This window comes from Microbacterium sp. LMI13-1-1.1, from assembly GCF_040815625.1.
Lineage (GTDB): Bacteria > Actinomycetota > Actinomycetes > Actinomycetales > Microbacteriaceae > Microbacterium > Microbacterium forte.
This window is the reverse complement of sequence record NZ_JBFPNL010000005.1, coordinates 396,496-420,721: the sequence shown is the minus strand read 5'-3', so window position 1 is coordinate 420,721 and position 24,226 is coordinate 396,496. Positions and strand designations below refer to the sequence as shown.

Below are 24,226 nucleotides of genomic sequence, written 5' to 3'. Positions count from 1 at the left end.
GGCGGCCATCCGCCCAGGCCAGCCATCCGGACTCAGAAAGCCGGATGCGGCCGCAAGCCTTCCCTGAGACGCGACATACCGCCATTCTGGTGAAGTGCCACTGTCTGCTGCCGAGCTGCATCAGCGCGGCGTCGACGCAGCCAACTCCCGACGGTTCGCGCAGGCGCGGCGTGCGCTGACGACCGCGTCCGCGCGCACCGACGACGCCGATCTGCGCGCGCGCATCGACGGGACCATGGCCTACGTCCTCGCTCAGACGGGGCAGCCCGCGGAGGCCGAGCGCCTGTCGCGCGCAGCGCTGTCTCGACCGGGGCTGAGCGAAGAGACTGTCGCCCTCGCGAACGGGCAGTTGGGCACCCTGCTCATGCACGGCGGACGCCTCGATGAGGCCGACCTCTTTCTCACGAAGGCGATCGACGGCCTCGACGAGGGCTCGATCGAGAGCGCGAACTGCCTGATGAGCCGGTCGATCGTCAGCATGCAGCGGCACCGACTCGACGACTGCTCGGCCGACCTGCAGCGAGCCATCGCCGCCTATGAGGCCCACGGGGCAGACGCACCGCTCGCCGAAGCCCGCCACAACCTCGGCTACGCCGCGCTGCTCGGAGGCGACCTCGTCACAGCGCTCGGGCTGATGACCCGATCGCGGCCGATCCTCGCCGCCACGAGCGACCTCGCCGCAGCGATCAGCGACCTCGACCGCGCCGAGGTGCTGCGCGACGCCGGTCTCACCACAGAGGCCGAGGAACTGCTCGGCACGGTCGCGGTGCGGTTCGGAGCACAGCGGATGCGACAGGCCCGCGGCGAGGCAGAGTTCCACCTCGCCCGGTCGCTGCTGCGGCACGACGCCGCCTCTGCCGAGCGTGCCGCCGCGACCGCATCCCGCCGCTTCGCCGCGCTGGGAAGCGAGAGCTGGGCAGCGCGTGCCGAGGCGGTGCGACTGGAAGCCCGACTGCTCGCCCACCCGAAGGCCACGCCGAACGGCGAGGACTTCGCGCGCACCGCCGCAGCGCTCGCCCGCGGAGGATTCCGCACCGAGGCCACTGCCCTGTCTCTCACGGCACGCCTCGCTGACGGAGGGCGACTGCCACGGCTCACCCGCGATGCCCCGACTCCCCTGCGCCTGCGCGAGCACGAGGTCCGTGCGGTGCGCGCGGCGTCTGCAGGCAAGGATGCCGATGCCCGCCGTGCCGCCGCCGCCGGCCTCGATCTGCTCACCGCGTGGCAGCAGTCGTTCGGCGCGCTCGACCTGCAGGCGTCCGTCGCGATGCACGGCACCGAGCTGATGTTCACCGGACTCGCCGCTGCCGCACGATCACGCGACCCCGAGGTGCTGTTCGAGTGGTCGGAGCGCGCCAGGCATCTGAGCCAGCAGGTCGCTCCCGTTCGCCCACCGCACGACGAGGAGCTGTCGGCCGACCTGGCCGAACTGCGCATGCTGCGCGCCGATCTCGCGGGGTCGGACTGGACGACCGATGCCCGGGTGCGCGAGCTGCGGGATCGGGTTCGCGACCGGCAGTGGTCGTCGACCGGAGTCGGCGGAAGCCACGAACGCCTCGGGCTGCGCGAGACCAGGGCCCGGCTCGACGATGACACGGCGATCCTCGCGTACGTCTTCACGCGTGACGAACTGCTCTGCGTCGTGGTGACGGCATCCGCGTCGTCGATCGTCGAGCTGTCGCTGCCGCGCATCGAGGCTGCGCTCGACGGTCTCCGCGCCGACCTCGACGTCGCAGCGCTCACCCATGGCGGGCCGATGGCGCCGGTCGTTCAGCGGTCTCTCGACGAGAGGCTGCGCCGACTCGACGAGGCCCTCCTCGCGCCTGCCCGCGCGGCGGCGGGAGGGGCCGCCCGTCTCACGCTGACGGTTCCCGGCATCCTCGGCGGCATCCCCTGGGCGATGCTCCCCGGCATGCGCGGAACGCCGTTCACGATCGCGACCTCGGTGTCGCGCTGGCTCGGCGAGTCGCCTCGACGTCCCGATTCCACGTCGACATCTCGCCTGGCGGGCGCCTCGCAGATGGCGCCTTCACGCACGGACGGGTCCTCCACACCGGCCCCGACGGCAGGGTTCGCGACCGGCCCTCGGGTCGCGCGGGCCGAAGAAGAGGTGCGCCAGGCTGCCGAGGCGTGGCCCGACGCCCGGATGCTGACCGGTGAGCACGCGCGGGTGTCGGCCGTCACCGAGCTCGCCGAGCAGGTCGACGTGCTGCACATCGCCGCCCACGGTCGTCACGCGGTCGACAACCCGCTGTTCTCGGGGTTCGAGCTCCACGACGGCACACTGTTCGGCTACGACGTCGACCTGATCTCGCGGGCGCCGGCCACCGTGGTGCTCTCGGCCTGCGAGCTGGGCCGCTCGTCGGTGCGCTGGGGCGAGGAGGCATTGGGCATGACGAGGGTCTGGCTGCACGCCGGCACCGGCTGCGTCATCGCCGCACCGGTGGTGGTGGCAGACGACATCGCCTGCGAGCTGCTCGGCGCCGTGCACGTCGAGTTGGCGGCCGGTGCGCCCCCGGCCGTCGCGCTGGCGGCCGCAGCCGAATCCACCGGACTCCGTGCACCGTTCCAGTGCCACGGAAGCGGTCTCTGAATCTTTTCTCCACTCGATGTATCAGAACATCGGTGGCCCGCTCCTTATCTCCAGAAGGTGCCGGCGAAGGGCTTCGGAAACGAAGCGCGAGGGAGGCGCAGTCGAACTGGGGAAACCCTCGTGCACTGGGGAGTGTGAGGGAACGACAGGACACCATCTACTCCGGGGGTGCCGCGAGAGGGGTCGCGGCACCCCCACCAGGAGTCCGCACGGTTCTCGGCTTGTCAGGCTCGTGTCCGCGTGCCAACGTCGCGGGCAGTCGGCAGGTCAGGCCGTCACGACCTCGTAGCCCGCATCGCGGAACGCGGCGAGCGCCGCGGCATCCGCCCCGTCGTCGGTCAGGAGAACGGGGAACAGCTCCGAGCCGCCGACGGCCGCGAACGCCACCGTGCCGATCTTGCTGCTGTCGGTGACGACCACAGCGCGGCGGGCTCGCTCGGCCATCATGCGGTTCACCGCGGCTTCGCGTTCGTCCTGCGTGGTGGCTCCGGCCGCCGCATCCATGCCGTTGACTCCAATGAAGGCGATGTCGAGCCGCACCCCCCTCAGCAGCTGCTCGACGAACGGGCCCACCAGCTCATAGCTGCGCGAGTGGATCACCCCGCCGGTGACGACGACCTTGATGTCAGGCCGGGTCGCGAGCTGGGCGGCGATGTTCACGGCATTGGTGACGACCGTGATGCCCGGCCCTGCCGCGAGATCGTCGCGAGCGGCGAGCGCTGCGGCGATGGCCGTGGTCGTGGTTCCGCCCGACAGGCCGACGACCATGCCCGGTGCGACGAGCGCGGCGGCCGCCAGGGCGATGCTCTCCTTCTCGTGCGCGCGCTGGTGGCTCTTGTAGCGGATCGGCAGCTCGTAGGCGACCGAGTGCGCGACAGCCCCGCCGTGCGTGCGGGTGAGCAGACGCTGCTCGGCGAGCGAGTCGAGATCGCGGCGGGTGGTGGCGGCCGAGGCGCCGAAGCGCTCGACGAGCTCGTCGACGTTCACCTCGCCGTCCTCGGCCAGCAGGTCGAGGATCGCATTCAGGCGGGCGGCGCGCTTCATGTCACCATCCTGCCCGCATTCACGCTGGTCGCCCCGCAACTCCGGCGGACTCGAGCGCGAACAGCCGCAGCATCCGCGCGGCTTCGCCTGCGAGCGCCTCGCGCGCCGGCGAGAGGTACTTGCGCGAGTCGACGAGCTTCTCATCGGCGTCGAGCGTCGAGCGGATCGCCCGGGTGAAGAAGCCGTTCAGATGCGTCGAGACGTTGATCTTGGTCATGCCCGCGCGCACGGCGTCGGCGATCACGGCGTCCGCGACGCCCGAGGATCCGTGCAGCACGAGGGGCACGGCCTGCTCGTCACGACCGCTGCGCTCGAGCGCCTCGCGCAGTCGTCCGATCAGCTCGAGGTCGAGGGATGCCGTGCGATCGGTCATCGCATGCGACGAACCGACCGCCACGGCGAGCGCGTCGACGCCGGTCGCCGCCACGAATGCGCGGGCCTCATCGGGGTCGGTGCGCACACCGGGTGCGTGGGCTCCGTCCTTGCCGCCGACCTCGCCCAGCTCGCCCTCGATGTAGACGCCTGCCGCATGCGCCCGCTCGGCGACGGCCGCGGTGATGGCCACGTTGTCGTCGTAGGGCAGCGCTCCACCGTCGAACATGACCGAGCCGAATCCGAGGGCGATCGCCTCATCGACGAGCTCGGGGCGCTCGGCGTGATCGAGGTGCACCGCGACCGGCGTCTGCGCGCGTCTCGCCACCGCGAGAGTCGCCAGCGCGATCGGCTCGAGACCCCCGTGATAGTCGGCGCAGTTCTGCGAGATCTGCAGGATCACGGGCAGGCGCGCTGCCTCGGAGGCGCGCACGAGTCCCTCGGCCGTCTCGAGGTGGATCACATTGAACGCGCCGATGCCGGTGCCGCGTGCCGCGGCATCCGTCACCAGTTCGCGGGCGGAGACCAGGGTCACAGAGGGTCCTCTCGAACGATGGGGTCATAGGGGGCGACGACCAGGCGCTGCTCGAGCGCCGGCCAGTCGTCGGAGATCTCGCCGGCGAGCGGCATGAGCACGGCGGCAGCCGACCAGGCGGTCGCGCGACGCAGGATCGTCTCCGGATCACGGATGCCGTCGGCATAGAGCACCGCGCATGCGGCCACTCCGGCATCACCGGCGCCGGTGGGGTTGCCCGCGAGCGGAGCGTCGAGACGAGCGTGCAGCACCTCGGATGCCGTGACCGTGAGCATTCCGTCGGCGCCGAGCGACAGCAGCACGAGGTCGACACCGCGCTCGATCAGCGAGCGAGCCCCCTCGACCGGGTCGGTGATGCCGGTCGCCTCGATGAGCTCGGCGGCGTTGGGCTTGAGGACGGATGCTCCGGCATCCGCCGCGTGCAGAAGAGCCGGACCCGAGGTGTCGACGATCACCGACACACCGGCGTCTCGCGCCGTGCCGATGAGCAGCGGAAGGAGCGTCTCAGGTGCCCCGGGCGGAAGGCTGCCCGAGATGACCAGCACCTGTGCGCCGGGGAGGGCGTCGACGACCTCGCCGAGCAGCGCCGCCCACTCGGGATCGGACGGGTTCACGCCCCGTTCGTTGACGATCGTCGTGTCTCCGAGCGCCTCGTCGACCAGGGCGATGCTCTGCCGAGTCGGTCCCACCACAGGCACGAGCCGGTGGCGCACCCCACTCGCACCGAGCTCGGCGGCGAGCTCGACGCCGCTGCGACCTCCGGCCGTCGACACCGCGAGCACCGAGGCGCCCTGCGCGTGCGCGACCCTGGCGACGTTGAGGCCCTTGCCGCCGGCGCGCACGGCACCGGCATCGGCTCTGTGCGTCTCGCCGAGGGTCAGTCGGTCGACGTGCCAGGTGAGGTCGAGGGCCGGGTTCGGAGTGACGGTGAGGATCATGCGAGCTCCCTCGCGCGCAGTGCCGCGCCCAGGATGCCGGCGTTGCCCGACAGCTCGGCCGGAACGAGCTCGGGAAGTCGATGGAAGCTCAGGCGTTCGGCGAGCCGGGCACGCAGCTCGTCGAAGAGCGCCCCACCGGCGCGCGAGAGCCCGCCGCCGATCACGATGGCCTCGGGGGCGACGACGGCGGTGAGCTGGGCGAGCGACAGGGTGAGGGCGTCGAGCGCCGAGTTCCAGATCTCGGATGCGACGCGGTCGCCGGCCGCGGCACGGGCGATCACGTCCTTCGCGCCATCGGGGTTGATGCCGGTCGCATCGCGGTAGCGACGAGCGATGGCACCTGCCGACGCGACCGCCTCGAGGCAGCCCCTCGCACCGCACGCGCACACCGGACCGTCGGCGATCGGCGAGTGGCCGATCTCACCCGCATAGCCGCCCGCGGTGTAGGGCTCTCCGCCCACGAGCAGTGCACCCGCGATGCCGGTGCCGATCACGAGCACCACCGAGTTCGAGTACGCACGCGCTCCACCGAGACGATGCTCGGCCCAGCTCGCCGCCCGCACGTCGTGATCGAAGGCGACGGGCAGGCCGAGCTTCGCCGAGGCGAGATCGCGCAGCGGAGAATCGTGCCAGCCGAGGTTGCTCGCGAAGACGCCGAGCCCGGCCTCCGCGTCGACGATCCCCGGCACCACGAGCCCTGCGGCCTGCGGAACGACGTCAGGGCGGTCTGCCCGCAGCTCGGCGGCGAGCACCCCGAGCCGCTCGATCAGCACCTCGGTGCGGTCGCCGTCGGCCACAGGGGTCGGCGTGCGACGAAGGCCGAGCGCCGTGCCGTCTGCGTCGAACAGCGCCGATTTGATGTCGGTGCCGCCCACGTCGAAGGCCAGCACCGGAGCGCCGCTGCCCAGGGGACGCGCGGCGGCGAGCTTCTCGCCGGACGCGTCGCTCACGACGTCGGCGATGCTCGCGGCATCCTCAGGGCTGGTCATCGAACTCTCCGCGGGTGGATCGGGTCATGCATCCAGGATGACGGATCGCGTGAGGTTGCGAGGCTGATCGGGGTCGAGACCCTTGGCGACAGCGCGGTCGAGGGCGACGCGGTGCAGGCGCACGAGGTCGGCGAGCGGGTCGATCGGATGCTGCACGAAACGCGCCCCCGTGGCCTCGACCTGCGCGGCCAGACCCTCGGGCGCCTCGCCGAACTGCCAGGTCACGCGGCCGGGTGCGGCGATCGCGATCGGACCGTGGCGGTACTCCATCGACGGGTAGGACTCGGTCCACGACTGCGACGACTCGCGCATCTTCAGAGCGGCCTCGTGTGCGAGACCGACGGTCCACCCGCGGCCGAGGAACGAGTACTGCTCGGCATCGCGCAGCTCGTCGTCGTCCTCTGCCGCGAGCACGGCGGCGGCATCGTCGATCGCACCCGTGAGGTCTTCACCGAGCGAGGCGCGGAACAGCGCCAGAGCGGTGGTCGCGAAGCGCGTCTGCACGACCGACTTCTCGTCGGCGAACGGCAGCAGCACCGCATCGTCGACCAGCGATACGAGCGGCGAGGTCTCGTCGCCGATCACGCCGATCGTGGGCACTCGGCCCTTGATGCGCTCGACCAGTTCGAGTACCTCGGTAGTGGTGCCCGAGCGCGTCAGCGCGACGACGGCGTCGTAGCCGCGGTCGACGAACGACTCGGAGGCCGCGAACGCGTCGGTCTCGCCCTGCCCTGCGGTCTCGCGCAGGAACGCATATGACTGCGCCATGAACCACGACGTTCCGCAGCCGACGACCGCGATGCGGGCTCCGGATGCCGGCAGCAGCGCCTGCATGTCGCGGAGTTCGACCGCGCGGGCCCACGTCTCGGGCTGCGAGTTCAGTTCTTCGCGCATGTGTGCGCCGGGCAGAAGTTCGGTCATGTCGGGCCCTCCGGACCAGATGTTGCAAGTTTGTGATCGTTTAAGTGCTGATTCGATCATAGTATTTCGACACGAGGAAATCCTGCAAGGTTCCTCTTGATTTGTTTATTCTCCTGACAAATAATCGAACAAGTTCCACCGCCCCTCCGCAGATCCGGTCCACGGAGGGTTCCTCGAGCCGACCCGGCTTGAACCGATCGCCCAGCCACCGGCGAAGGCGATCACACGCACCGTCGCGTGAGTTGTGCTTGCGACTGTGCACCACCTACACAGTGAGGAATGCAATACACATGAAGAAGTCACTGCGATTCGGTGCCGTCGCCCTGGCGGCGACCGCCACGCTCACGCTCGCTTCGTGCGGGTTCGGCGGCTCGACAGGAGGCGGCGGAGACGCCGAGGGCGAGACGACGCTCAACCTTCTGGTGCCCAGCTACTCCGACGCCACCAAGGGTCTGTGGGAAGACGTGATCGACGGGTTCGAGAAGGAGAACCCCGACATCAAGGTCGACCTCGAGGTGCAGTCGTGGGACAACCTCGAGAAGGTCGTCTCCACCAAGATCCAGGCCGGCGAGGCGCCCGACATCTACAACGGCGGACCCTTCGCCGGATTCGTCGGCGACGAGCTGCTCTACCCGGTCGAGGACGTGGTCTCGGAGGAGACCTACTCCGACTTCCAGGACGCGTTCCTCGCGAACGCCGAGGTCGACGGCACCGCCTACGCCCTGCCGCTGATCGCATCGGCCCGCGCCCTGTTCGTCAACAACGCGCTGCTCGAGCAGGCGGGCGTCGAGGCTCCGACCACCTGGGACGAGCTGCTCGATGCCGCGACCAAGGTGTCGGCACTCGGCGGCGGCGTGGCCGGTTACGGCATGCCGCTCGGTTCCGAAGAGGCCCAGGCCGAAGCGGCCGTGTGGCTGTGGGGCGGCGGCGGATCGTTCGGCGACGCTTCTGAGATCACGATCGACACCCCCGAGAACCTCGCAGGTGCCGAGCAGATCAAGAAGATGATCGACGCGGGCGCCACTCAGGCAGACCCCGGTTCGACCCAGCGCTCGCCCCTGATGGACATCTTCATCCAGGGCAAGATCGGCATGCAGGTCGGCCTGCCGCCGACAGTGGGCCAGATCGAAGAGGGCAACCCCGAGCTCGACTACTCGATCGTCCCGATCCCGACCGAAGACGGCTCGCCGTTCACGCTCGGCGTCATGGACCAGCTGATGGCGTTCCAGAACGACGGCGACAAGCAGGAGGCGATCACCGCCTTCTTCGACTACTACTACTCGGCCGATGTCTACGTGCCGTGGGTGCAGGCCGAGGGCTTCCTGCCCGTCACCAAGTCGGGTGCCGAGCAGCTCGCCGGCGAGGAGGCGCTCAAGCCCTTCCTCGACGTGCTGCCCGACGCGCAGTTCTACCCGTCGACGAACCCGAAGTGGTCGGCGACCGACGGAGCCTTCAAGGCGCTGTTCGGCCAGCTGCAGTCGAAGCCGGCCCAGGACGTCCTGGCCGAGATCCAGGCGCAGGTCGACGCGGGCTGAGTCCCGCTGACCCTGCCCACATCAAGCGACGGAGAGGTTCGGGAATTCCCATGAGCCAGACGAAAGAATCCTCGAACCTCGCGGGGGCGGCCACCGGCCGCCCCCGCACCCCGGGACGCCGCACGGGCGCGACCCGCGGCCGGCCGGGCGGCAAGGACCTGCTCCAGGCGCTGCCGTGGATCGCCCCGGCCCTGCTGCTCATCTTCGGCGTGGTGCTGTTCCCCGCCGGGGTGATGTTCTTCAACTCCACCCGCGACATCTCGCTGTCGGGCCTCGACAAGGGCTCGGTCGGCTTCGACAACTTCGTGACGGTGTTCACGTTCGCCGAGTTCTGGCCGATCATCTTCCGCACCATCATCTGGGTCGTGGCGGTCGTGACCTTCACGGTGATGATCTCGCTCGGACTCGCCCAGATCCTCAACAAAGCCTTCCCGGGTCGGCAGATCGTGCGCATGGCCGTCATCGTGCCGTGGGCGGCATCCGTCGTGATGACGACGATGGTGTTCTACTACAGCCTCGAGCCGTACTTCGGGGTCTTCAACAAGTTCCTCTACGACATCGGGCTGTCTGACGACGCGGTCGGCTACGGCTGGACCAAGAACCCGGCCACCGCGTTCGCGTGGTCGATCGTGATCGCGATCTTCGTGTCCCTGCCGTTCACGACCTACACGATCCTCGCCGGACTCCAGACGGTTCCGGCCGACACCCTCGAGGCCGCGAAGATGGACGGCGCCGGTCCCACGCGCACCTACTGGACGGTCGTCGTCCCGCAGCTGCGCAGCGCCCTCGCGGTCGCGATCCTCATCAACATCATCAACGTCTTCAACTCGCTGCCGATCCTCAAGGTGATGACCGGGTCGATCCCGGGCTACGGGGCAGACACGATCATGACGATGATCTTCAAGTACATCGAGCTGCAGAAGAAGGTCGACGTCGCCAGCGCGCTGTCGGTCGTCGCCTTCCTCATCGTGATCGTGATCGTCGCGATCTACGTCAAGGCCGTCAAGCCCATGAAGGAGGTCTGATCATGACTCTGACCGAGACCGCCCTCGTCACGACCGCAGGCGACGACGCCGCACCCCGCATCCCCGGGCGCAAGCGCCGGTACACCGAAGACCAGGTCACGCTGCCTCGGGTCATCCTGCGCATGGCCGCCGGCATCCTGGTGCTCGCGATCTTCGTGCTGCCGTACCTGATCATGTTCTTCGGCTCGGTCAAGACGAAGTCGCAGATCCGCTCGGTCGATCCGACGTACCTGCCGATCGAGTGGCACTGGGAGAACTACATCTCGATGTGGTCGACCCCCGAGACGCCGCTGCCCTACAACCTGATCTCGACGATCATCATCGCCGTCTTCGCAACGCTGCTGGTGCTGCTGGTGTCGCTGCCGGCCGCGTACTACACGGCACGGTTCAAGTTCCCCGGGCGCATGGTCTTCCTGTTCCTGGTGATCGTGACGCAGATGCTGCAGCCGGCCGTGCTCACCTCCGGCCTATTCCGCCAGTTCACGGTGCTCGGACTCGGCGACACGTGGGCCGCGATGATCTTCATCAACGCCGCGTTCAACCTGTCGTTCGCGGTGTGGATCATGCACTCGTTCTTCGCCGGCATCCCGAAGGAGATCGACGAGGCCGCTCAGATCGACGGCGCCGGACGCTTCACCGTGCTGTTCAAGATCAACCTGCCGCTGGTCTGGCCCGGAATCGTGACCGCGATCGTCTTCACGTTCGTCGCCTGCTGGAACGAGTTCGCGGCATCGCTCGTGATCCTCTCGACCGACAAGAACCAGCCGCTGTCCGTCGCGCTCACCAAGTTCGTCGGTCAGTACGAGACCAGCTGGCAGTACGTGTTCGGCGTCTCGATCGTCGCGATCCTGCCGGTCGTCATCCTGTTCATGCTCATCGAGAAGCGCCTCGTCGGCGGCCTCACCGCCGGCAGCGTCAAGTAGAACCAGCAACGGAGGGGATGCGGGGCGCCACCGGGTGGCGCCCCGCATCCTCGTCTCACCGGAAGTCAGGCGGGAGCGGTCGGGCGAGCAGAGGCGAGCCTGCCTCGAGCACTTTCTGCACACGCTCGTAGGTCTTCGGGGAGAGGTCCTCCCCCGGGAAGAACTCGTTCAGCAGATCCTCGGCATCGTCTGCGGTCTCGATTCCGGTGACCGCCAACAGCACTGCGACATCGTCGATATCGCGCAAGCCGCGGCGCTCGACCGCGCGAAGCTTCATGGCCAGGAGCATCGCCGGAGATCCTGCCTGAACGAGGATCCCGTCCCGGTCGTACAGCGTGACCCACTCTGCGCTGCGTCCGACACCTTCCGGGAGGAAGATCTTCGCCCTGTCGTTCATCCAGTCGACCGGCCAGCCGCGTTCTGCCGCGATTCGAGCGGCCACGGCTTCCACGGCCTGGATGGGGACGATGGCACCATCGACGTCGACCGTCGCCGGCCGGTCGCCGTCGATCGTCAAGGCGATGGCCGCGCCTCCGACAATCCGGAGCGTCGCCCTGGTGCCGGAATCGCGTAGCAGCGTGATGACCTCGCCGACACCGTCGATGATGTCATCGCGAGTGAGGATGCCGGACATGATTCTCCCCTTGAGCTGGCCGAGATCGCATCATGCGCTCGCCAACTCGCCTTGCTCGATGGCGACACCTCTGCGGAGGAACTCCGTAGGCACCTGAGTGCGGTCAGCCCACATCGGCAACGCCCGCGCGCTGCGCTGCGGCTCCCAGATTGTTTCGGGAAGACCGGCACGTTCTGTCACCCACGAAGGGACCGGCGCGGACGCCTCGTGCAATCGCACCTCGATCAGCGCCGCGATGGCGTCCAACCATCGAGAAGTCGAATCATCCGGCCTCTCAGCGGCGAGGAGCACGCGTGTCACCGGGTCTGCAGAAGCGAGGTCGTCCGAAAGCTGGATGAATCGCCGGTAAGCCTGGGCGAACTGCCCGCGAGCTTCGGCGTCGATGATGTCCTCTGCGGCCTGCGCGGCGGGAGAACGACCCTGGGCCGAGAAAGGGATCCAATCGATGCCGATGGCGGAGGCGAGTCGGTCCACCGTCGATGTGGTGGGGTCGCGGTGCCCGTTCTCAATGGCGCTGAGGTTGCCTGCACCCACACCCGCGCGAGACGCGATGCTTCTCAGGCTCGCGCCAGAGTGCTTCCGGGCACGTCGCAGAGAGTTCGTGATGCTCATGCCCTCACCCCCTGTTCTCTAATACGATAACATCTGACACAGGGGGGCAACATGACATGGCAGGATGCTGGACGAGTTGATCGACGACCGTCAGGCGACGCGCACCCGGGGTGGGGGTGGGGCGTGGTGCTCGTTCCGGCAGCGGTCGGACTCGCAGCGCTCGGGCTGTTCTTCATCCGATCGCTCGACCCCGGGATGGGCACCCTGATCGGCGTCGCCCTCATCGCCTGGGCGGTGTCCCTCGCGATGCCCTTCTTCGTGATCGCCTGGTACGCGGCGCAGGCAGCGTGGAAGGCGCCTCGCGAGCAGCGCGGACAGAGCTTCACTGCACCTTCGCACGCGCTGCGGCGCATCGGGTTCGGCATGCGCTGGAGCTTCCGCGCGCGCGGCTCGCTCTTCAACCCGGCGTCGTACGACGGACCGGACCTCCCGATGCTCGTCATCGGCAAGATCGTCCACTACCTCGCGATCGCGATCCTGGTGATGGCCGGGCTGGTGGCCGCACTGGTCGGGATCGCTTCGCCGCGCTGAGCGGGCATCGCGTCCGCAGCGGCCGCAGGAGAGTGCGCTGAGGTTCAGTCGCGAACAGCGGATGCTGCGCGCAGCTGCGCCGGACTCCAGCGCACGCCCAAAGCGCTCGAGAGTGCCACCTGTGCGACACCCGTCGAGATCGACGCGTCCGAGTCGGCGTATCGCACCGGCACGTTCGTGGTGCCGGTCGCCGTGTAGTCGACGTCCGCCTGCACGAGTGGCAGGAACCGGTCGCCCAACGCTCGCGCGGGCCCGCCGATCACGACCTCGGCCGCATCGAGCACCGCGGCGATGAGCTTGATGGTGCGGGCGAGCGCCCGTGCTCCTTCAGCCAGGCGCTCGTCGTCGGCGGCCGCGGCGAGCGCCGCGATGGCCTCGTCGTCCATGGCGTCATCGAAGTCATCACCGAGCATCGCCGTCATCGACGACGCCGACTCCAGGCACCCCTGCCGTCCGCATCGGCACGTCCGCGCCTCTTCGCCGAACTCCACCTGGACGTGCCCGATCTCGCCCGCACGGTCGCGAGGACCGGGAGCGAGCTCTCCGTCGAGAGTCACCGCCGCACCGATACCGGTGCCGATGTGGATGAACAGTCGATACCCCGACGACTCGTCCTCCCTGGCGGCTTCGGCGATCGCCTCGGCATCCACGTCGTTGACGAGCAGCACGGGAATCCCGAGCACTGCTTCGAAGCGCTCGGCGAGCGGCACATCCGTCCATCCCAGCTGCACGCTCTCGAACACGCGCCGTCCGTCGGTCGTGCCAGGCAGCTGCACTCCCGCCACGAGCAGCCGACCGGAGTACTCGGCCGCGACGTCGGATACGGCGTCGTCCAGCATCCGATCACGCGACTCGTCGGAGAACGCGACCCTGCGCGTCTCGACCTCGGTGCCGTCGAGCGCGACCAGCGCGATGCGCGCATCGGTCGGCCTGATCACCAGAACGAGGATGACGTGATGCTCGGCTGCGATGCTCAGGGTCGTCGCCCGCTTGCCGCCCGTGCTGGCGGCCTGCTCGCCGTCGACGATCAGCTGCAGATCGATGAGCTCCGCCACCAGAGACGAGGCGGTTGCGGCGGTGAGTCCGGTGGCGCGGGCGATCCCTGCCCTCGTCTCCGAGCCGGGGTTGCGGAACACGAGCTGCAGCGCACGACGCAGATTCGCGCGGCGAACCGACGCCTGCGTATCCAGTGCGTCGTCGCCGTTCAGCATGGTGCCGGTCCCGTTGTCGGAATTGGTTGACAGACCTGGTGGTTCTGCGTACCCTCGGTCATAGTTTATTCAATAAACTTAGTTCGGTCCCCGGGCGGGTGAGTGCTGCACACACTGTCACTCGCCCGGAAGGCCGGATCATCGCCCCTCGGCGGCTTCGGTGTGATGGCGGATGACTTCGGCCACCACGAAGTTGAACCACTTCTCGGCGAACTCCGGGTCGAGATGCGCGTCCTCGGCCAGTGCCTTGAGACGGGCGACCTGCTGCTCCTCGCGCCCCGGATCCGATGCCGGCATCTCGTGCTCGGCTTTGAGCTGCCCGACCTGCTGCGTGGCGCGGAAGCGCTCGGCGAGCATGAAGATGAGTGCGGCATCGATGTTGTCGATGCTGGAGCGCAGTCGGAGGAGTTCAGCCCGGGGGTCTTCGGCGGCGGTCATGCCCCCTACTCTACGGAAACACGGGGCTGGACGACCCTTCGTGACCATGCGGATGCTGCCGGGTCTGGCACCGATCGGACGCTATCGTGAGCACATGAGCCGAGAAGAGCACGAACCGTCCTCGAAGGGGTCCGCTGCCGCATCCGACCCGTCCGCGGACTCCGCGCGGGCGTCCGCGCGCGAGGCCTCGACGACCGACGCATCCGCCGACGCCTCTGCGTCCACGAGCTCAGCCGTGGCGGGGGCCACCGCCGTCGCCGCCACCGCCCCGCACGACCCGACGACATCGCCCGCTCCTCGTCACGGGGCCGTCGAGCCGATGACGCCGAGCCGGTCGTTCTGGACGCGCATCGACCGCCCCTTCGTGTTCGGGTTCCTGGTGACGCTCGGCGCCCTCGGTGCCATCGTGCTCGGCCTGGCAGTCGCGAACCTGTCGACCGTGCTCATCTACATCGCACTCGCCATGTTCGCCGCGCTCGGACTCGACCCCACGGTGCGGTTCCTTGAGCGACGGGGGCTGTCGCGGGCGATCTCGGTGGTCGTCGCGATCCTCGGGCTCATCGTCGTGGCCGGCCTCGTCGTGTGGATGGTGCTGCCGGTCGTGATCGACCAGATCGCGAGCTTCGTAGGATCCGTGCCGGGGATGATCCAGGAATTCACCCGCAGCGACATCTATGCGGCGCTCGATGAGCAGTTCGGCGATCAGTTCCAGGATCTCGTCGCCGACGTGCAGTCGTTCCTCACCAATCCAGGCAACATCGCTGCGATCGGCGGCGGAGCCCTGAAGGTCGGCGCCTCGATCGCCAACGCCATCTCGGGCATCATCGTCGTGCTGGTGCTCACGCTCTACTTCGTCGCGACACTGCCCGCGATCAAGACGGGAATGCTCCGACTCGCTCCCGCCCGTGACCGTGCTCGCGTCAGCGACATCACCGACCAGATCACCGACTCGGTCGGCGCCTACGTCATGGGGATGGTCGTGCTCGCGTTCTGCAACGCCGTGCTCGCATTCCTGCTGTATCTGTTCCTCGGACTGCCGTTCCCACCGCTCATGGCGACCGTCGCGTTCTGCATCACCCTGATCCCGCTCGTCGGATCGGTGATCTTCTGGATCATCGGCACGGGTCTCGCCCTGTTCACCAATCCGATCGCAGCGCTGGTGTTCGCTCTCATCTACCTCGTCTACATGCAGATCGAGGCGTACGTGATCACCCCCCGCGTGATGAACCGCGCCGTCTCGGTGCCCGGCGCGCTCGTGGTGATCGGCGCACTCGCGGGCGGCACGCTGCTGGGTCTGCTCGGAGCGCTCGTGGCGGTGCCGGTCGCGGCATCCATCCTCATCATCATCAAACAGGTGCTGATCCCACGGCAGGACGCCCGGATCTAGCGCCCAGGTCTCGCGGGCGCACGCCGCATCACACCGCGACACCGCGAACCGCGCGTGCAGCCTCCGTCCCGCGCAGGGGTCTCGCGCAGGAACCGCGGCCTCACCGCCCCGCACACGCAGAAGTGCCCGGCCCCCCTGAAGGACCGGGCACTTGTGTGTGAAGACGACTCGGCGTCAGACGAGGTCGTTGTCCTCGAGCCACTTCTTCGCGATGTCAGCCGACGACTGCTGGTCGACCGTGCTCAGGACGTTGAGGGAGACGAGCTCCTCGGCCGTGAGCTTCGCGCTGATCGCGTTGAGAACATCGGAGACGTCATCGGCGATGTCGCTCGAGACGATCGGCACGACGTTCGACGAGATGATCAGGTTCTCGGGGTCTTCGAGAGCGACGATCTCCTCGGTCTCGAAAGCCGGGTCGGCGGTGTAGATGTCCGCGACCTGGATCTGGCCGGCGAGCAGCGACTCGAGCGTGGTCGGGCCGGTGGCCGAGAACGCCAGGTCGACGCCGTAGACCTCCTTGGCCGCGGCCGGGCTGTAAGGCCGCTGCTCGAACTCGGGAGCCGCACCGATCGTGACCTGCGAGGTCACCTTCGAGAGGTCGCCGATCGTGGTCAGGCCGTTCTCCTCCGCGAAGCTCTTCAGCACCGTGTAGGAGTCCTGGTCGGTCGCCTCGGCGAAGTCGAGGGCCGTGAGGCTCTCGGGCAGGGCGTCCTGCAGTGCGGCGTAGACGTCGTCGGGGCTGGTGACGTCGATGTCGTCGTCCGAGATGTACTCGAGCAGGCTGCCCGTGTACTCGGGGAAGACGTCGATGTCGCCGGACTCGACGTCGGGCATGTACGCGTCGCGCTGACCGATGCTGAGCTGCTTCTCGACGTCGAAGCCGGCTGCCTCGAGCGCCTGGGCGTAGATCTCGGCGATGATCTCGTTGGAGTAGTACGCCTGCGAGCCGACGACGATCGTGTCGCCGCTGCCCGAGCTCTCGCCCGAGTCGGCGGGCTCGCCGAGCGACTCGCTCGAGCCGCAGGCGGACAGTGCGAGTGCGGCCGCGGCGACAAGGCCGACGGCGAAGACAGAGCGCTTGCCTCGTGCTGTGAACATGGACTTCCTCTTCTCTGGGGGACTGCTGGAACTGCTGTGCTGTGGATTCAGGAGGTGGCGGGCTGGGTCACGACCGACGTCCCGGACTCGGCGGCGGACGGGTCGGTGGTGGAGGTCTCGGTGGTGGAGGGCTCGGCGGCCGGCGTGAGCGAACGCGAGCGTCGACGCGAGGGCCGCCCACCGGTGCGCAGCCCACGCGGAACCGCCAGGTGCTGGGCTGCGGCCAGCAGCAGGTCGACGATCAGCGCCAGCGTGGCGACGAGGATCGCTCCCGCGAGCACCTGGTCGAAGCGCTGCAGAGGGATGCCCTGGATGATCGGGTACCCGAGCCCGCCCAGGCCGACGTATGCGGCGATCGTGACGGTCGCGATGACCTGGAGCAACGCCGAGCGGATGCCGCCCACGAGCAGCGGGAGACCGAGCGGCACCTCGACCTTCCAGAAGATCTGCCAGCCCGTCATTCCCATGGCCTTCGCCGAGTCGATCACCCGTCGGTCGATGGCCTCGAGCCCGGTGTACGCACCGGCGAGCAGGGAGGGGATCGCAAGCAGCACGAACGTCGTGACCGCGGCCTGGGGAACACGGAGCACGCCGAGCAGGAGCACGAGGAGGATCATGAGACCGAAGGCCGGGATCGCGCGCGCCGCACCCGATACGGCCACAGCGATCTCCCGGCCCTTGCCCGTGTGACCGATGAGCCACCCGAGCGGCACGGCGATGGCGGCCGCGATGACCACCGAGATCGCTGTGAGCGTCAGGTGCTCGCCGAGGAGTTTCGGCAGGGCGTAGTTGCCGGTCCACTGGGCCGGGGCCAGCATCCAGGCGAATGCTTCGAGGAAGAGGTTCATGCGGGCGCCCCCACCACGACGGGCCGCGCCGTGCTCGTCTTCGTCGCCGCACGCGTCCACGGCATGAGAGCCCGACCCGCGAGCAGAAGCAGCAGGTCGATCACCAGGGCGATGACGACGACGGCGATGATGCCGGCGAACACCTCGGCGATGATGCGGCGATCGAGGCCGTTGGTGAAGAGGTAACCGAGGTTCGTGATGCCGATCAGGATGCCGACGGTCGCGAGCGAGATGGTGCTGACCGCGGTGACCCGCAGACTCGCCAGGATCACCGGGCCGGCGAGCGGGAACTCGACCGCCCAGAAGCGCCGGAAGGACCCGAATCCGGTGGCCGTCGCCGCCTGGCGGATGTCGTCGTCGACGGAGTCGAGGCCGTCGGAGACTCCCCGCACGAGGATGGCGATGGCGTAGATCGTCAACGCGATGATGAGGTTGGTCTCACTGCGGGCCGAGTATCCCGCGACCGACGGCAGCAGGATCAGCAGCGCCAGCGAGGGGATCGTATAGAGCAGCCCCGTGAGCACGATGATCGGCCCGCGCACGAGCTTGAATCTCCACGCGACCCAGCCGAGGGGCAGCGAGAGCACGAAACCGAGCACGATCGGGATGATGCTCTGGCGCAGGTGCACCAGAGTGAGCTCGAGGATCAGGTCGAGGTTGTCGACGACCCAGTTCACGTGAGCCCACTCTGCACGGCGCCCAGGGCGGCGGCATCCGGCCCTGCGAGCGGACCGTCGGACTTCTCGACCTCAGCCACGATCGCGCCCTGCGTGCGACCCTCGGAGTCGACCACGACGGTGCCGTGGGGCGTCTCCTTCAGGTGCAGCGCGCGGCGGCCTCGGTCGGCTCCGATGAAGGAGGCGACGAAATCGTCTGCCGGGTTCTCGATGATCTCGCTCGGGCTGCCCACCTGGACGATGCGAGCACCCTTGTCGAGGATCACGACCTGATCGCCGAGCAGGAAGGCCTCGTCGATGTCGTGCGTGACGAACACCACGGTCTTGTCGAGCTCGTGCTGCAGCCGAAGGGTCTCCTGCTGCAGGTCGGCGCGCACGATCGGGTCGACCGCGCCGAACGGCTCGTCCATCAGGAGGATGTTCGGATCCGCTGCGAGGCCACGGGCCACACCGACGCGCTGCTGCTGACCGCCCGAGAGCTGGCTCGGATACCGCTCGGCCAGCGACTGGTCGAGGCCGACGGTCTTCAGCAGCTCCCGCGCGCGCTCGTGCGCCGGTGCCTTCTTCACACCTGTGAGACGAAGCACGGTGGCCACGTTGTCGATCACCGTGAAGTGCGGCATCAGACCCGAGTTCTGCATGACGTATCCGATGCGGCGACGCAGCGCGACGGGGTCGCCGCCGAGCACGCTCTCGCCGTCGATCTCGACCTCACCCGAGGTCGGCTCGACCATGCGGTTGATCATGCGCAGCAGTGTGGTCTTGCCGCATCCCGAGGATCCGACGAACACCGTCGTCTTGCGTGACGGCAGCACCAGGCTGAAGTCCTTGACGGCGGTCGTGCCGTCGGGGAACTGCTTGGTGACGTTGCGGAACTCGATCACGATTATTCTCCGGTCGGTCGATCTACGAGGCGGGCGTCAGCGCCCCGGCTGCGGCATACAGAGGTCATGCGGAGACTTCGACCCGGGGGTCGAACGCGACGAAGCCCGAGAAATCCTTGCCGACGCGGTCGAAGGCACTGGGGAACGGAGTGGGGTACGACCATGCGTAGTCGGTGTGCAGCTCGCCGCCCGCCTGCACGGAGTAGTACTGCGCATCGCCCTTCCAGGGGCACGTGTACTGGGTCGGGCTCTCGACGAGCGCTCCCTCGGTGATCGATGCGGGCGGGAAGTACCAGTTGCCCTCGATGCGGGCGAGATCGCTCTCGTCCGCTTCGGCGATGACGGTTCCTGCGAGTACAGCCTTCATGGTCCTGCCTCCTCGGATGTGGGTTCGAGCGTATAAGAGATGTGCGACATTCGGCCGGGGGTTGCGCCCGGGGCCGTCAATATGGGAAACAATCCTGCTCCGGGCGCGCCGATCGCGCCAGGTCTCTCACCGGCTGTTCGGAGCGGATGCCGCAGCGGATGGCGCAGCGGATGGCGCCGCGCGGCATCCGCTCTTCGCATCCGCCCGACACGATCATGCCGAGTCCCGCCCGTAGGTCTCGAGCAGTCGCAGCCAGATCTCACTGATGGTGGGGTAGGCCGGAACCGCGTGCCAGAGCCGGGCGATCGGCACCTCGCCGACGATCGCCACGGTGGCCGTCTGCACGAGCTCGGCGACCTCAGGGCCCACGAACGTCGCACCGACGATGACATCGCGTTCCTTGTCGATGACGAGTCGCGCCTGGCCCTCGAACCCGTCTTCGTAGAGGCTCGCGCCGGCGACCGAGCCGAGGTCGTAGTCGATCACCGCGACGTCGGTGCCCGCCTTGCGGGCGTCCGCCTCAGTCAGACCGACGGACGCGACCTCGGGGAACGAGAAAGTGACCTGCGGAGCCCCCGCGCTGTCTGCGGTCGCCACGTGCTTGCCCCAGGGAGCGTCGTCGACATCCTCACCCTTGGCGCGTGCGGCGATCACGTCTCCGGCAGCGCGGGCCTGATACTTGCCCTGGTGCGTGAGCAGAACCCGGCCGTTGACGTCGCCGACCGCATAGAGCCAGTCCGACCCGGGCACCCGCAGTGTGTCGTCGACGGTGATCCAGCGCCCGGCCTCGAGGCCGACGACGTCGAGGCCGATGTCGCCGCTGCGCGGAGAGCGCCCCGTGGCCACGAGTACCTCGGTCGCCGTGACCGTCGATCCGTCGTCGAGCACGATCGACACGCCGTCGTCGCCGCGCGTGACGCTCGTGGTGCCGGTGTCTGTGCGCACGTCGACGCCGAGCTCCTTCAGCCCTGCCGCGACCCGCTCGCCCGCGAAGGGCTCCATCGACCCCAGCAGACCGCTGCGGGCGATGATCGTGACCGTGGATCCGAGCGCCGCATATGCCGTCGCCATCTCGACGGCGACCACTCCGCCACCGATCACCGCGAGCGACTCCGGAAGCTCCTCGGCGCTGGTCGCCTCGCGGCTGGTCCAGGGAGCGGACTCCTGCAACCCCTCGATCGGCGGGATCACGGCATCCGACCCCGTGCTGATCGCGACCGCGTGGCGGGCGTGGAGCACACGGGTGCCGCCATCGGCATCCGTCACCGTCACCTCGCGCTCGCCCGTGAGGCGACCGTGTCCGCGGGCGAGGTCGATGCCGGCCGAGTCGAGCCACTTCACCTGCCCGTCGTCAGACCAGTTGCTCGTGAACGAGTCGCGACGGTCGAACACCGCGCGCACATCGAGCCTTCCCGTCACGGCCTCGGCCGAGCCCTTGACCTTCTGCGCCGCGCGCAGCGCCTGGGCCGGACGCAGCAGGGCCTTCGACGGCATGCAGGCCCAGTACGAGCACTCACCGCCGACCAGCTCGCTCTCCACGATGATCGCGGTCAAGCCGTTCTGCACGGCGCGGTCGGCGACGTTCTCGCCCACCGGTCCGCCGCCCAGGACGATCAGGTCGTATTCGTCTGTCTTCTCAGCAGTCATGAGATGCACCTCTCCGTCGCCCAGTCTTGCTCAAGAGCAACGTCGAGTCACGGGCCGGTTGTTCCGTGGACGCGTCGCCGGGCGCGTCGCCGGTCTCCCCGCGCGCCTCGTCGGGGCTCGATCCGGGGCTCGACCCGAGAGATCCGATCCGTCTGCAGGGCCGATCCGATCCGTCTGCAGGGCCGATCCGATCCGTCTGCAGGACCGAGGCACGTTCGCAGGACCAGATCCGCCCTTTCGTCCTGCATCCGTGCCGCTGTCCTGCACACGGACGAGCCCGCCGCTCCAACACCCCACCACGCAACCCAGCACCCAGCACCCGGCACCCGGCACCCGGCACCCGGCACCCGGCACCCGTCCTCCGGTCATGGCTCGCCGCCGTGAACGATTCAGCACGAACCGGCCGAATCGCCCCCGATGCCACCCGTTTCGGCCGGATCAACGCCATCCATGCTGAGTTGTGAACGGCCGACTCACGACTCCCTGGGCGCGACGCGCACGGCGAGCACCGCCGCGGCGAGCGCGATGATCGCGGCGAAGGCGAACACCGCGATGAACGGATCTCCCGCCGCGGCCAGCCCGGTGAACAGCACGCCGGTGATCACGAGGGCCAGCGCACTGCCGAAGGAGTCGGCCACGGTCATGGCGGAGCTGTTGAAGCCCTGGTTCTCGGGCGCCGACATCTCGAGCGTCAGGGCGCTGGTCCTCGGGCTCATCAGGCCCATGCCGGCGCCCGCGACGATCCACGCGACGATGATGACGACCACGGGTGCAGCGAGCACGGTGGCGACCAGGGCGAGAACCACGCCCACGACCACCAGCACCGTTCCGATGCGCACGGCCAGCACACTCGAGAGCCTGGCTCCCATGCGTCCCTGCACGGTGGCGGCCGCCGACCAGGCGAGTGCGCCGCCCGTGAGCGAGAGCCCGGCGACGGTCGGCGAGACCTCGTAGCGCTCGGTCAGCAGGTAGGGGATGTAGACCTGAGCACCGAAGAACCCCGCGGCGGCGAGACCGCGCACGAGCAGCACCGACGGCAGACCCCGTTGCGCCCGCAGAGTGCCCTTCGGCAGCAGCGCACGAACGGCGACGAGTGCCACGACCACGGCTGCGGCCGCGAGCACAGGCCCGGCTCCCGGCAGATCGCCGACGAGATTCAGTGCGAGCACGGCGACCGCGGCGAGCACCGACCAGCCCAGCCGCCCGAATGCCCACGGCGTGGTGGCGTCGCCTGCGCCCGAGAGCCCTCGGAGAGCAGGGACGACCATGAGCAGCGCGGGCACGACCAGGAACACGACGCCGAGGAACACCCAGTGCCAGCTCCAGATCTCGGTGACGGCCCCGGCGACGGTGGGCCCGACCAGCGAGGGAACGACCCAGGCCGCCGCGAAGCCCGCGAAGATCGCCGGATGCAGGTCACGCGGGTAGACGCGGGCGACGACCACGTAGAGCGCCACCATCAGCCCGCCGTTGCCGAGACCCTGCGCGAAGCGCCCTGCCACGAGGACTTCCATGCTCGGCGCGAGTCCGGCGACGATCAGCCCGATCACGAACAGGCCCACCGAGGCGTAGAGCGGAGCCACGGGCCCGCGGCGATCCGCCCAGTTGCCCGCCACGGCCATGCCGATGACTCCGGTGGCCAGGGGCCCCGCGAACGCGAGGGCGTACAGCCGTTCGCCGTCGAGGTCGGCGCTCACCGCAGGCATCACCGTGGTGACGGCGAGGGACTCGAACGCCCCCAGGAACACGAGCGCGCAGGCGCCGACGGTGATCCAGAGGTAGGCGCCGCTCAGGATGCCGGTGGCGGGCTTCGCGGTCGGAACCGCGTCGGTGTCTATGGTCATAGGCTCGACCGTAGAACCTCAACAAAGGTTGAGGTCAAGCTGCGGCCGGCGACCGCCTCAGCGCACCGGCAGGATGTGCGTGGGCGCCGGAGCCTGCGCGACGTGCCGGATGTCGAGCGGTGCCCCCGTGCGCTCGTCGAGGTCGATCAGTGCGACGGTGTCGGAGCGCTGCCCCGCGACGAGCAGCTTGCCCTCGTGCACGAGGTGATGGCGCGGCCAGTCGACCCCCGAGTCGGCGAGCGCGATCGCCTCGAGCGCTTCGCCTCCGCCGCGCACGCGCAGCGCGGCGATGGTGTTGCTGCCGCGCAGGGCCGTGTAGAGGAACTGAGCGTCGCGGGTGCGGGCGAGCTCCGCGGGGAAGTCCACGCCGATCTCGGCGACGGGGCTCGCGAGCACCGACGACACGACCGCCCACGTGCCGTCGCGTCCTGCGGCGAGCGTGAACACCTCGCACGAGTACTCGGTGACCACGTGCAGGTGGCCGCTGGGGTGCGCGACCATGTGACGCGGACCGGTGCCGACGGGCAGCACGACCTCGTGATCGAGCACGAGGCCTCCGGCGATCGGACGCCAGATGCGCACGAGGTCGAAGCCGAGGTCGGTCGTCGCGATGCGCCCGTCCGCGAGGAAGGCCGCGGAGTGCGCATGCGAGGAGCGCGCATCGCCGGTGGCGGTCAGTTCTCCGGAGTACGGATCGGATGCCGCGGCGGCCACGCCGGCCGGCGCCGTCTCCTCGAGCTGTTCGCCGAGGAGTGCCGCGCGCAGCTCGGCGGCCTTGTTCACGGCATCCGGCACCAGCTGTCCCTGCGCGTCGATGCCGATGCGCACGACTCGCCCGTCGCCGTAGCAGCTCGCGATGAGGAACGATCCGCTCGACGACACCGCCACGTGGCACACGCCGTCGCCCGCGGCGACCGGCTCGCCGAGCGGCCGCAGAGCCGACTCGCCGGTGCGGGCGAACGCCTGCACACCGGCATCCCCCTCGAGCGCCGCATAGACGACATCGAGCGACGGATGCTGTGCCAGCCACGACGGCGAGGAGGTGCGGGTGACCGCACCGCGGTACTCGAGCGCTGTCGGCGCGCTCTCGTCACCGGCGAGCAGGCCGATGCCCTCGGCGGAGCCGTCCATCGCGGGGCCGTACCCGCCGAGCCAGAAGCGTGTCACGGGGCG

General features: G+C 69.0%; 23 protein-coding genes. 6 read left to right on the top strand and 17 right to left on the bottom strand.

Annotated features, from left to right (window positions below; genetic code table 11):
• Positions 1-94 precede the first annotated feature (94 nt).
• Entirely contained in the window at positions 95-2,593 is a 2,499-nt protein-coding gene (locus tag MRBLMI13_RS08925) for a CHAT domain-containing protein (protein ID WP_367821892.1), read from the top strand.
• Between the two features lie 267 nt (positions 2,594-2,860).
• On the opposite strand, the gene MRBLMI13_RS08920 is transcribed toward MRBLMI13_RS08925, so the two are convergent.
• The 5 genes from MRBLMI13_RS08920 to MRBLMI13_RS08900 are packed head-to-tail and all read right to left on the bottom strand — an operon-like array spanning position 2,861 to position 7,392.
• Positions 2,861-3,637, bottom strand: a complete 777-nt coding sequence (locus MRBLMI13_RS08920) for a DeoR/GlpR family DNA-binding transcription regulator (protein ID WP_367821890.1) — start codon at positions 3,635-3,637, stop codon at positions 2,861-2,863.
• Between the two features lie 19 nt (positions 3,638-3,656).
• Positions 3,657-4,544: a class II fructose-bisphosphate aldolase gene (locus tag MRBLMI13_RS08915; RefSeq protein WP_367821888.1), complete on the bottom strand. Its 888-nt coding sequence runs from the start codon at positions 4,542-4,544 to the stop codon at positions 3,657-3,659.
• Positions 4,541-5,482, bottom strand: a complete 942-nt coding sequence (locus MRBLMI13_RS08910; protein ID WP_367821886.1) for a 1-phosphofructokinase family hexose kinase — start codon at positions 5,480-5,482, stop codon at positions 4,541-4,543. The genes MRBLMI13_RS08915 and MRBLMI13_RS08910 overlap by 4 nt, the downstream gene beginning before the upstream one ends.
• Positions 5,479-6,471: an ROK family protein gene (locus MRBLMI13_RS08905; RefSeq protein WP_367821884.1), complete on the bottom strand. Its 993-nt coding sequence runs from the start codon at positions 6,469-6,471 to the stop codon at positions 5,479-5,481. Before MRBLMI13_RS08905 ends, MRBLMI13_RS08910 begins: the two co-directional genes overlap by 4 nt.
• Before the next feature lie 24 nt (positions 6,472-6,495).
• A complete protein-coding gene (locus tag MRBLMI13_RS08900) occupies positions 6,496-7,392 on the bottom strand; it encodes an SIS domain-containing protein (RefSeq protein WP_309692764.1) in 897 nt (298 codons plus the stop codon).
• 290 nt (positions 7,393-7,682) lie between these two features.
• Here MRBLMI13_RS08900 and MRBLMI13_RS08895 point away from each other — a divergent pair, with 290 nt between their 5' ends.
• From MRBLMI13_RS08895 to MRBLMI13_RS08885, 3 genes are read left to right on the top strand one after another with little or no spacing between them, the layout of a single operon-like run.
• Positions 7,683-8,927 (top strand): extracellular solute-binding protein, encoded by a 1,245-nt coding sequence (locus tag MRBLMI13_RS08895; protein WP_042541200.1) that lies wholly within the window; start codon positions 7,683-7,685, stop codon positions 8,925-8,927.
• A 50-nt stretch (positions 8,928-8,977) separates the two neighbouring features.
• Positions 8,978-9,952 carry a carbohydrate ABC transporter permease gene (locus MRBLMI13_RS08890; RefSeq protein ID WP_079111944.1) on the top strand — a complete coding sequence of 325 codons (975 nt, stop codon included), beginning with the start codon at positions 8,978-8,980 and terminating at the stop codon, positions 9,950-9,952.
• Positions 9,953-9,954: 2 nt separating this feature from the next.
• Positions 9,955-10,875 (top strand): carbohydrate ABC transporter permease, encoded by a 921-nt coding sequence (locus MRBLMI13_RS08885; protein WP_194285985.1) that lies wholly within the window; start codon positions 9,955-9,957, stop codon positions 10,873-10,875.
• Positions 10,876-10,930: 55 nt separating this feature from the next.
• Here the strand turns inward: MRBLMI13_RS08885 and MRBLMI13_RS08880 are convergent, their stop codons facing one another.
• Together MRBLMI13_RS08880 and MRBLMI13_RS08875 are read right to left on the bottom strand one after the other, a co-directional pair.
• On the bottom strand, positions 10,931-11,509 hold the full coding sequence (locus MRBLMI13_RS08880; protein ID WP_367821880.1) for a hypothetical protein: 579 nt from the start codon (positions 11,507-11,509) through the stop codon (positions 10,931-10,933).
• A gap of 30 nt (positions 11,510-11,539) precedes the next feature.
• Positions 11,540-12,121 (bottom strand): helix-turn-helix domain-containing protein, encoded by a 582-nt coding sequence (locus MRBLMI13_RS08875; protein WP_367821878.1) that lies wholly within the window; start codon positions 12,119-12,121, stop codon positions 11,540-11,542.
• A 51-nt stretch (positions 12,122-12,172) separates the two neighbouring features.
• Between MRBLMI13_RS08875 and MRBLMI13_RS08870 the strand changes: the two genes are divergently transcribed.
• Positions 12,173-12,652, top strand: a complete 480-nt coding sequence (locus MRBLMI13_RS08870; protein ID WP_367821876.1) for a hypothetical protein — start codon at positions 12,173-12,175, stop codon at positions 12,650-12,652.
• Positions 12,653-12,696: 44 nt separating this feature from the next.
• Here the strand turns inward: MRBLMI13_RS08870 and MRBLMI13_RS08865 are convergent, their stop codons facing one another.
• Positions 12,697-13,863, bottom strand: a complete 1,167-nt coding sequence (locus MRBLMI13_RS08865; protein ID WP_367821874.1) for an ROK family protein — start codon at positions 13,861-13,863, stop codon at positions 12,697-12,699.
• Between the two features lie 138 nt (positions 13,864-14,001).
• Complete coding sequence (locus MRBLMI13_RS08860) at positions 14,002-14,301, bottom strand: chorismate mutase (protein WP_042541193.1); 300 nt, start codon at positions 14,299-14,301, stop codon at positions 14,002-14,004.
• A 94-nt stretch (positions 14,302-14,395) separates the two neighbouring features.
• Here MRBLMI13_RS08860 and MRBLMI13_RS08855 point away from each other — a divergent pair, with 94 nt between their 5' ends.
• Positions 14,396-15,688: an AI-2E family transporter gene (locus MRBLMI13_RS08855; RefSeq protein ID WP_367821871.1), complete on the top strand. Its 1,293-nt coding sequence runs from the start codon at positions 14,396-14,398 to the stop codon at positions 15,686-15,688.
• Positions 15,689-15,862: 174 nt separating this feature from the next.
• On the opposite strand, the gene MRBLMI13_RS08850 is transcribed toward MRBLMI13_RS08855, so the two are convergent.
• From MRBLMI13_RS08850 to MRBLMI13_RS08815, 8 genes are all read right to left on the bottom strand, one after another.
• On the bottom strand, positions 15,863-16,786 hold the full coding sequence (locus MRBLMI13_RS08850; protein ID WP_042541660.1) for an ABC transporter substrate-binding protein: 924 nt from the start codon (positions 16,784-16,786) through the stop codon (positions 15,863-15,865).
• A 47-nt stretch (positions 16,787-16,833) separates the two neighbouring features.
• Positions 16,834-17,634 carry an ABC transporter permease gene (locus MRBLMI13_RS08845; RefSeq protein ID WP_367821869.1) on the bottom strand — a complete coding sequence of 267 codons (801 nt, stop codon included), beginning with the start codon at positions 17,632-17,634 and terminating at the stop codon, positions 16,834-16,836.
• Positions 17,631-18,311, bottom strand: coding sequence for an ABC transporter permease (locus MRBLMI13_RS08840; protein ID WP_042540393.1), 681 nt, complete (start codon positions 18,309-18,311; stop codon positions 17,631-17,633). Before MRBLMI13_RS08840 ends, MRBLMI13_RS08845 begins: the two co-directional genes overlap by 4 nt.
• Positions 18,308-19,195 (bottom strand): ABC transporter ATP-binding protein, encoded by an 888-nt coding sequence (locus MRBLMI13_RS08835; protein ID WP_079111940.1) that lies wholly within the window; start codon positions 19,193-19,195, stop codon positions 18,308-18,310. Before MRBLMI13_RS08835 ends, MRBLMI13_RS08840 begins: the two co-directional genes overlap by 4 nt.
• Positions 19,196-19,259: 64 nt before the next feature.
• Positions 19,260-19,562 carry a DUF427 domain-containing protein gene (locus MRBLMI13_RS08830; RefSeq protein WP_042540391.1) on the bottom strand — a complete coding sequence of 101 codons (303 nt, stop codon included), beginning with the start codon at positions 19,560-19,562 and terminating at the stop codon, positions 19,260-19,262.
• A 213-nt stretch (positions 19,563-19,775) separates the two neighbouring features.
• Positions 19,776-21,209: a dihydrolipoyl dehydrogenase family protein gene (locus tag MRBLMI13_RS08825; RefSeq protein ID WP_309692727.1), complete on the bottom strand. Its 1,434-nt coding sequence runs from the start codon at positions 21,207-21,209 to the stop codon at positions 19,776-19,778.
• A gap of 473 nt (positions 21,210-21,682) precedes the next feature.
• Positions 21,683-23,053: an MFS transporter gene (locus tag MRBLMI13_RS08820; protein WP_367821866.1), complete on the bottom strand. Its 1,371-nt coding sequence runs from the start codon at positions 23,051-23,053 to the stop codon at positions 21,683-21,685.
• A gap of 57 nt (positions 23,054-23,110) precedes the next feature.
• On the bottom strand, positions 23,111-24,220 hold the full coding sequence (locus tag MRBLMI13_RS08815) for a lactonase family protein (RefSeq protein WP_367821864.1): 1,110 nt from the start codon (positions 24,218-24,220) through the stop codon (positions 23,111-23,113).
• Positions 24,221-24,226: the final 6 nt, after the last annotated feature.

Coding starts and splice junctions, on each gene's coding strand:
- MRBLMI13_RS08910 (WP_367821886.1), bottom strand. CDS start 5,482: ATGATCCTCACCGTCACTCCGAACCCGGCCCTCGACCTCACCTGGCAC.
- MRBLMI13_RS08870 (WP_367821876.1), top strand. CDS start 12,173: ATGACATGGCAGGATGCTGGACGAGTTGATCGACGACCGTCAGGCGAC.
- MRBLMI13_RS08820 (WP_367821866.1), bottom strand. CDS start 23,053: ATGACCATAGACACCGACGCGGTTCCGACCGCGAAGCCCGCCACCGGC.
- MRBLMI13_RS08830 (WP_042540391.1), bottom strand. CDS start 19,562: ATGAAGGCTGTACTCGCAGGAACCGTCATCGCCGAAGCGGACGAGAGC.
- MRBLMI13_RS08920 (WP_367821890.1), bottom strand. CDS start 3,637: ATGAAGCGCGCCGCCCGCCTGAATGCGATCCTCGACCTGCTGGCCGAG.
- MRBLMI13_RS08855 (WP_367821871.1), top strand. CDS start 14,396: ATGAGCCGAGAAGAGCACGAACCGTCCTCGAAGGGGTCCGCTGCCGCA.
- MRBLMI13_RS08885 (WP_194285985.1), top strand. CDS start 9,955: ATGACTCTGACCGAGACCGCCCTCGTCACGACCGCAGGCGACGACGCC.
- MRBLMI13_RS08900 (WP_309692764.1), bottom strand. CDS start 7,392: ATGACCGAACTTCTGCCCGGCGCACACATGCGCGAAGAACTGAACTCG.
- MRBLMI13_RS08850 (WP_042541660.1), bottom strand. CDS start 16,786: ATGTTCACAGCACGAGGCAAGCGCTCTGTCTTCGCCGTCGGCCTTGTC.
- MRBLMI13_RS08905 (WP_367821884.1), bottom strand. CDS start 6,471: ATGACCAGCCCTGAGGATGCCGCGAGCATCGCCGACGTCGTGAGCGAC.
- MRBLMI13_RS08895 (WP_042541200.1), top strand. CDS start 7,683: ATGAAGAAGTCACTGCGATTCGGTGCCGTCGCCCTGGCGGCGACCGCC.
- MRBLMI13_RS08860 (WP_042541193.1), bottom strand. CDS start 14,301: ATGACCGCCGCCGAAGACCCCCGGGCTGAACTCCTCCGACTGCGCTCC.
- MRBLMI13_RS08865 (WP_367821874.1), bottom strand. CDS start 13,863: ATGCTGAACGGCGACGACGCACTGGATACGCAGGCGTCGGTTCGCCGC.
- MRBLMI13_RS08880 (WP_367821880.1), bottom strand. CDS start 11,509: ATGTCCGGCATCCTCACTCGCGATGACATCATCGACGGTGTCGGCGAG.
- MRBLMI13_RS08890 (WP_079111944.1), top strand. CDS start 8,978: ATGAGCCAGACGAAAGAATCCTCGAACCTCGCGGGGGCGGCCACCGGC.
- MRBLMI13_RS08845 (WP_367821869.1), bottom strand. CDS start 17,634: ATGAACCTCTTCCTCGAAGCATTCGCCTGGATGCTGGCCCCGGCCCAG.
- MRBLMI13_RS08825 (WP_309692727.1), bottom strand. CDS start 21,209: ATGACTGCTGAGAAGACAGACGAATACGACCTGATCGTCCTGGGCGGC.
- MRBLMI13_RS08875 (WP_367821878.1), bottom strand. CDS start 12,121: ATGAGCATCACGAACTCTCTGCGACGTGCCCGGAAGCACTCTGGCGCG.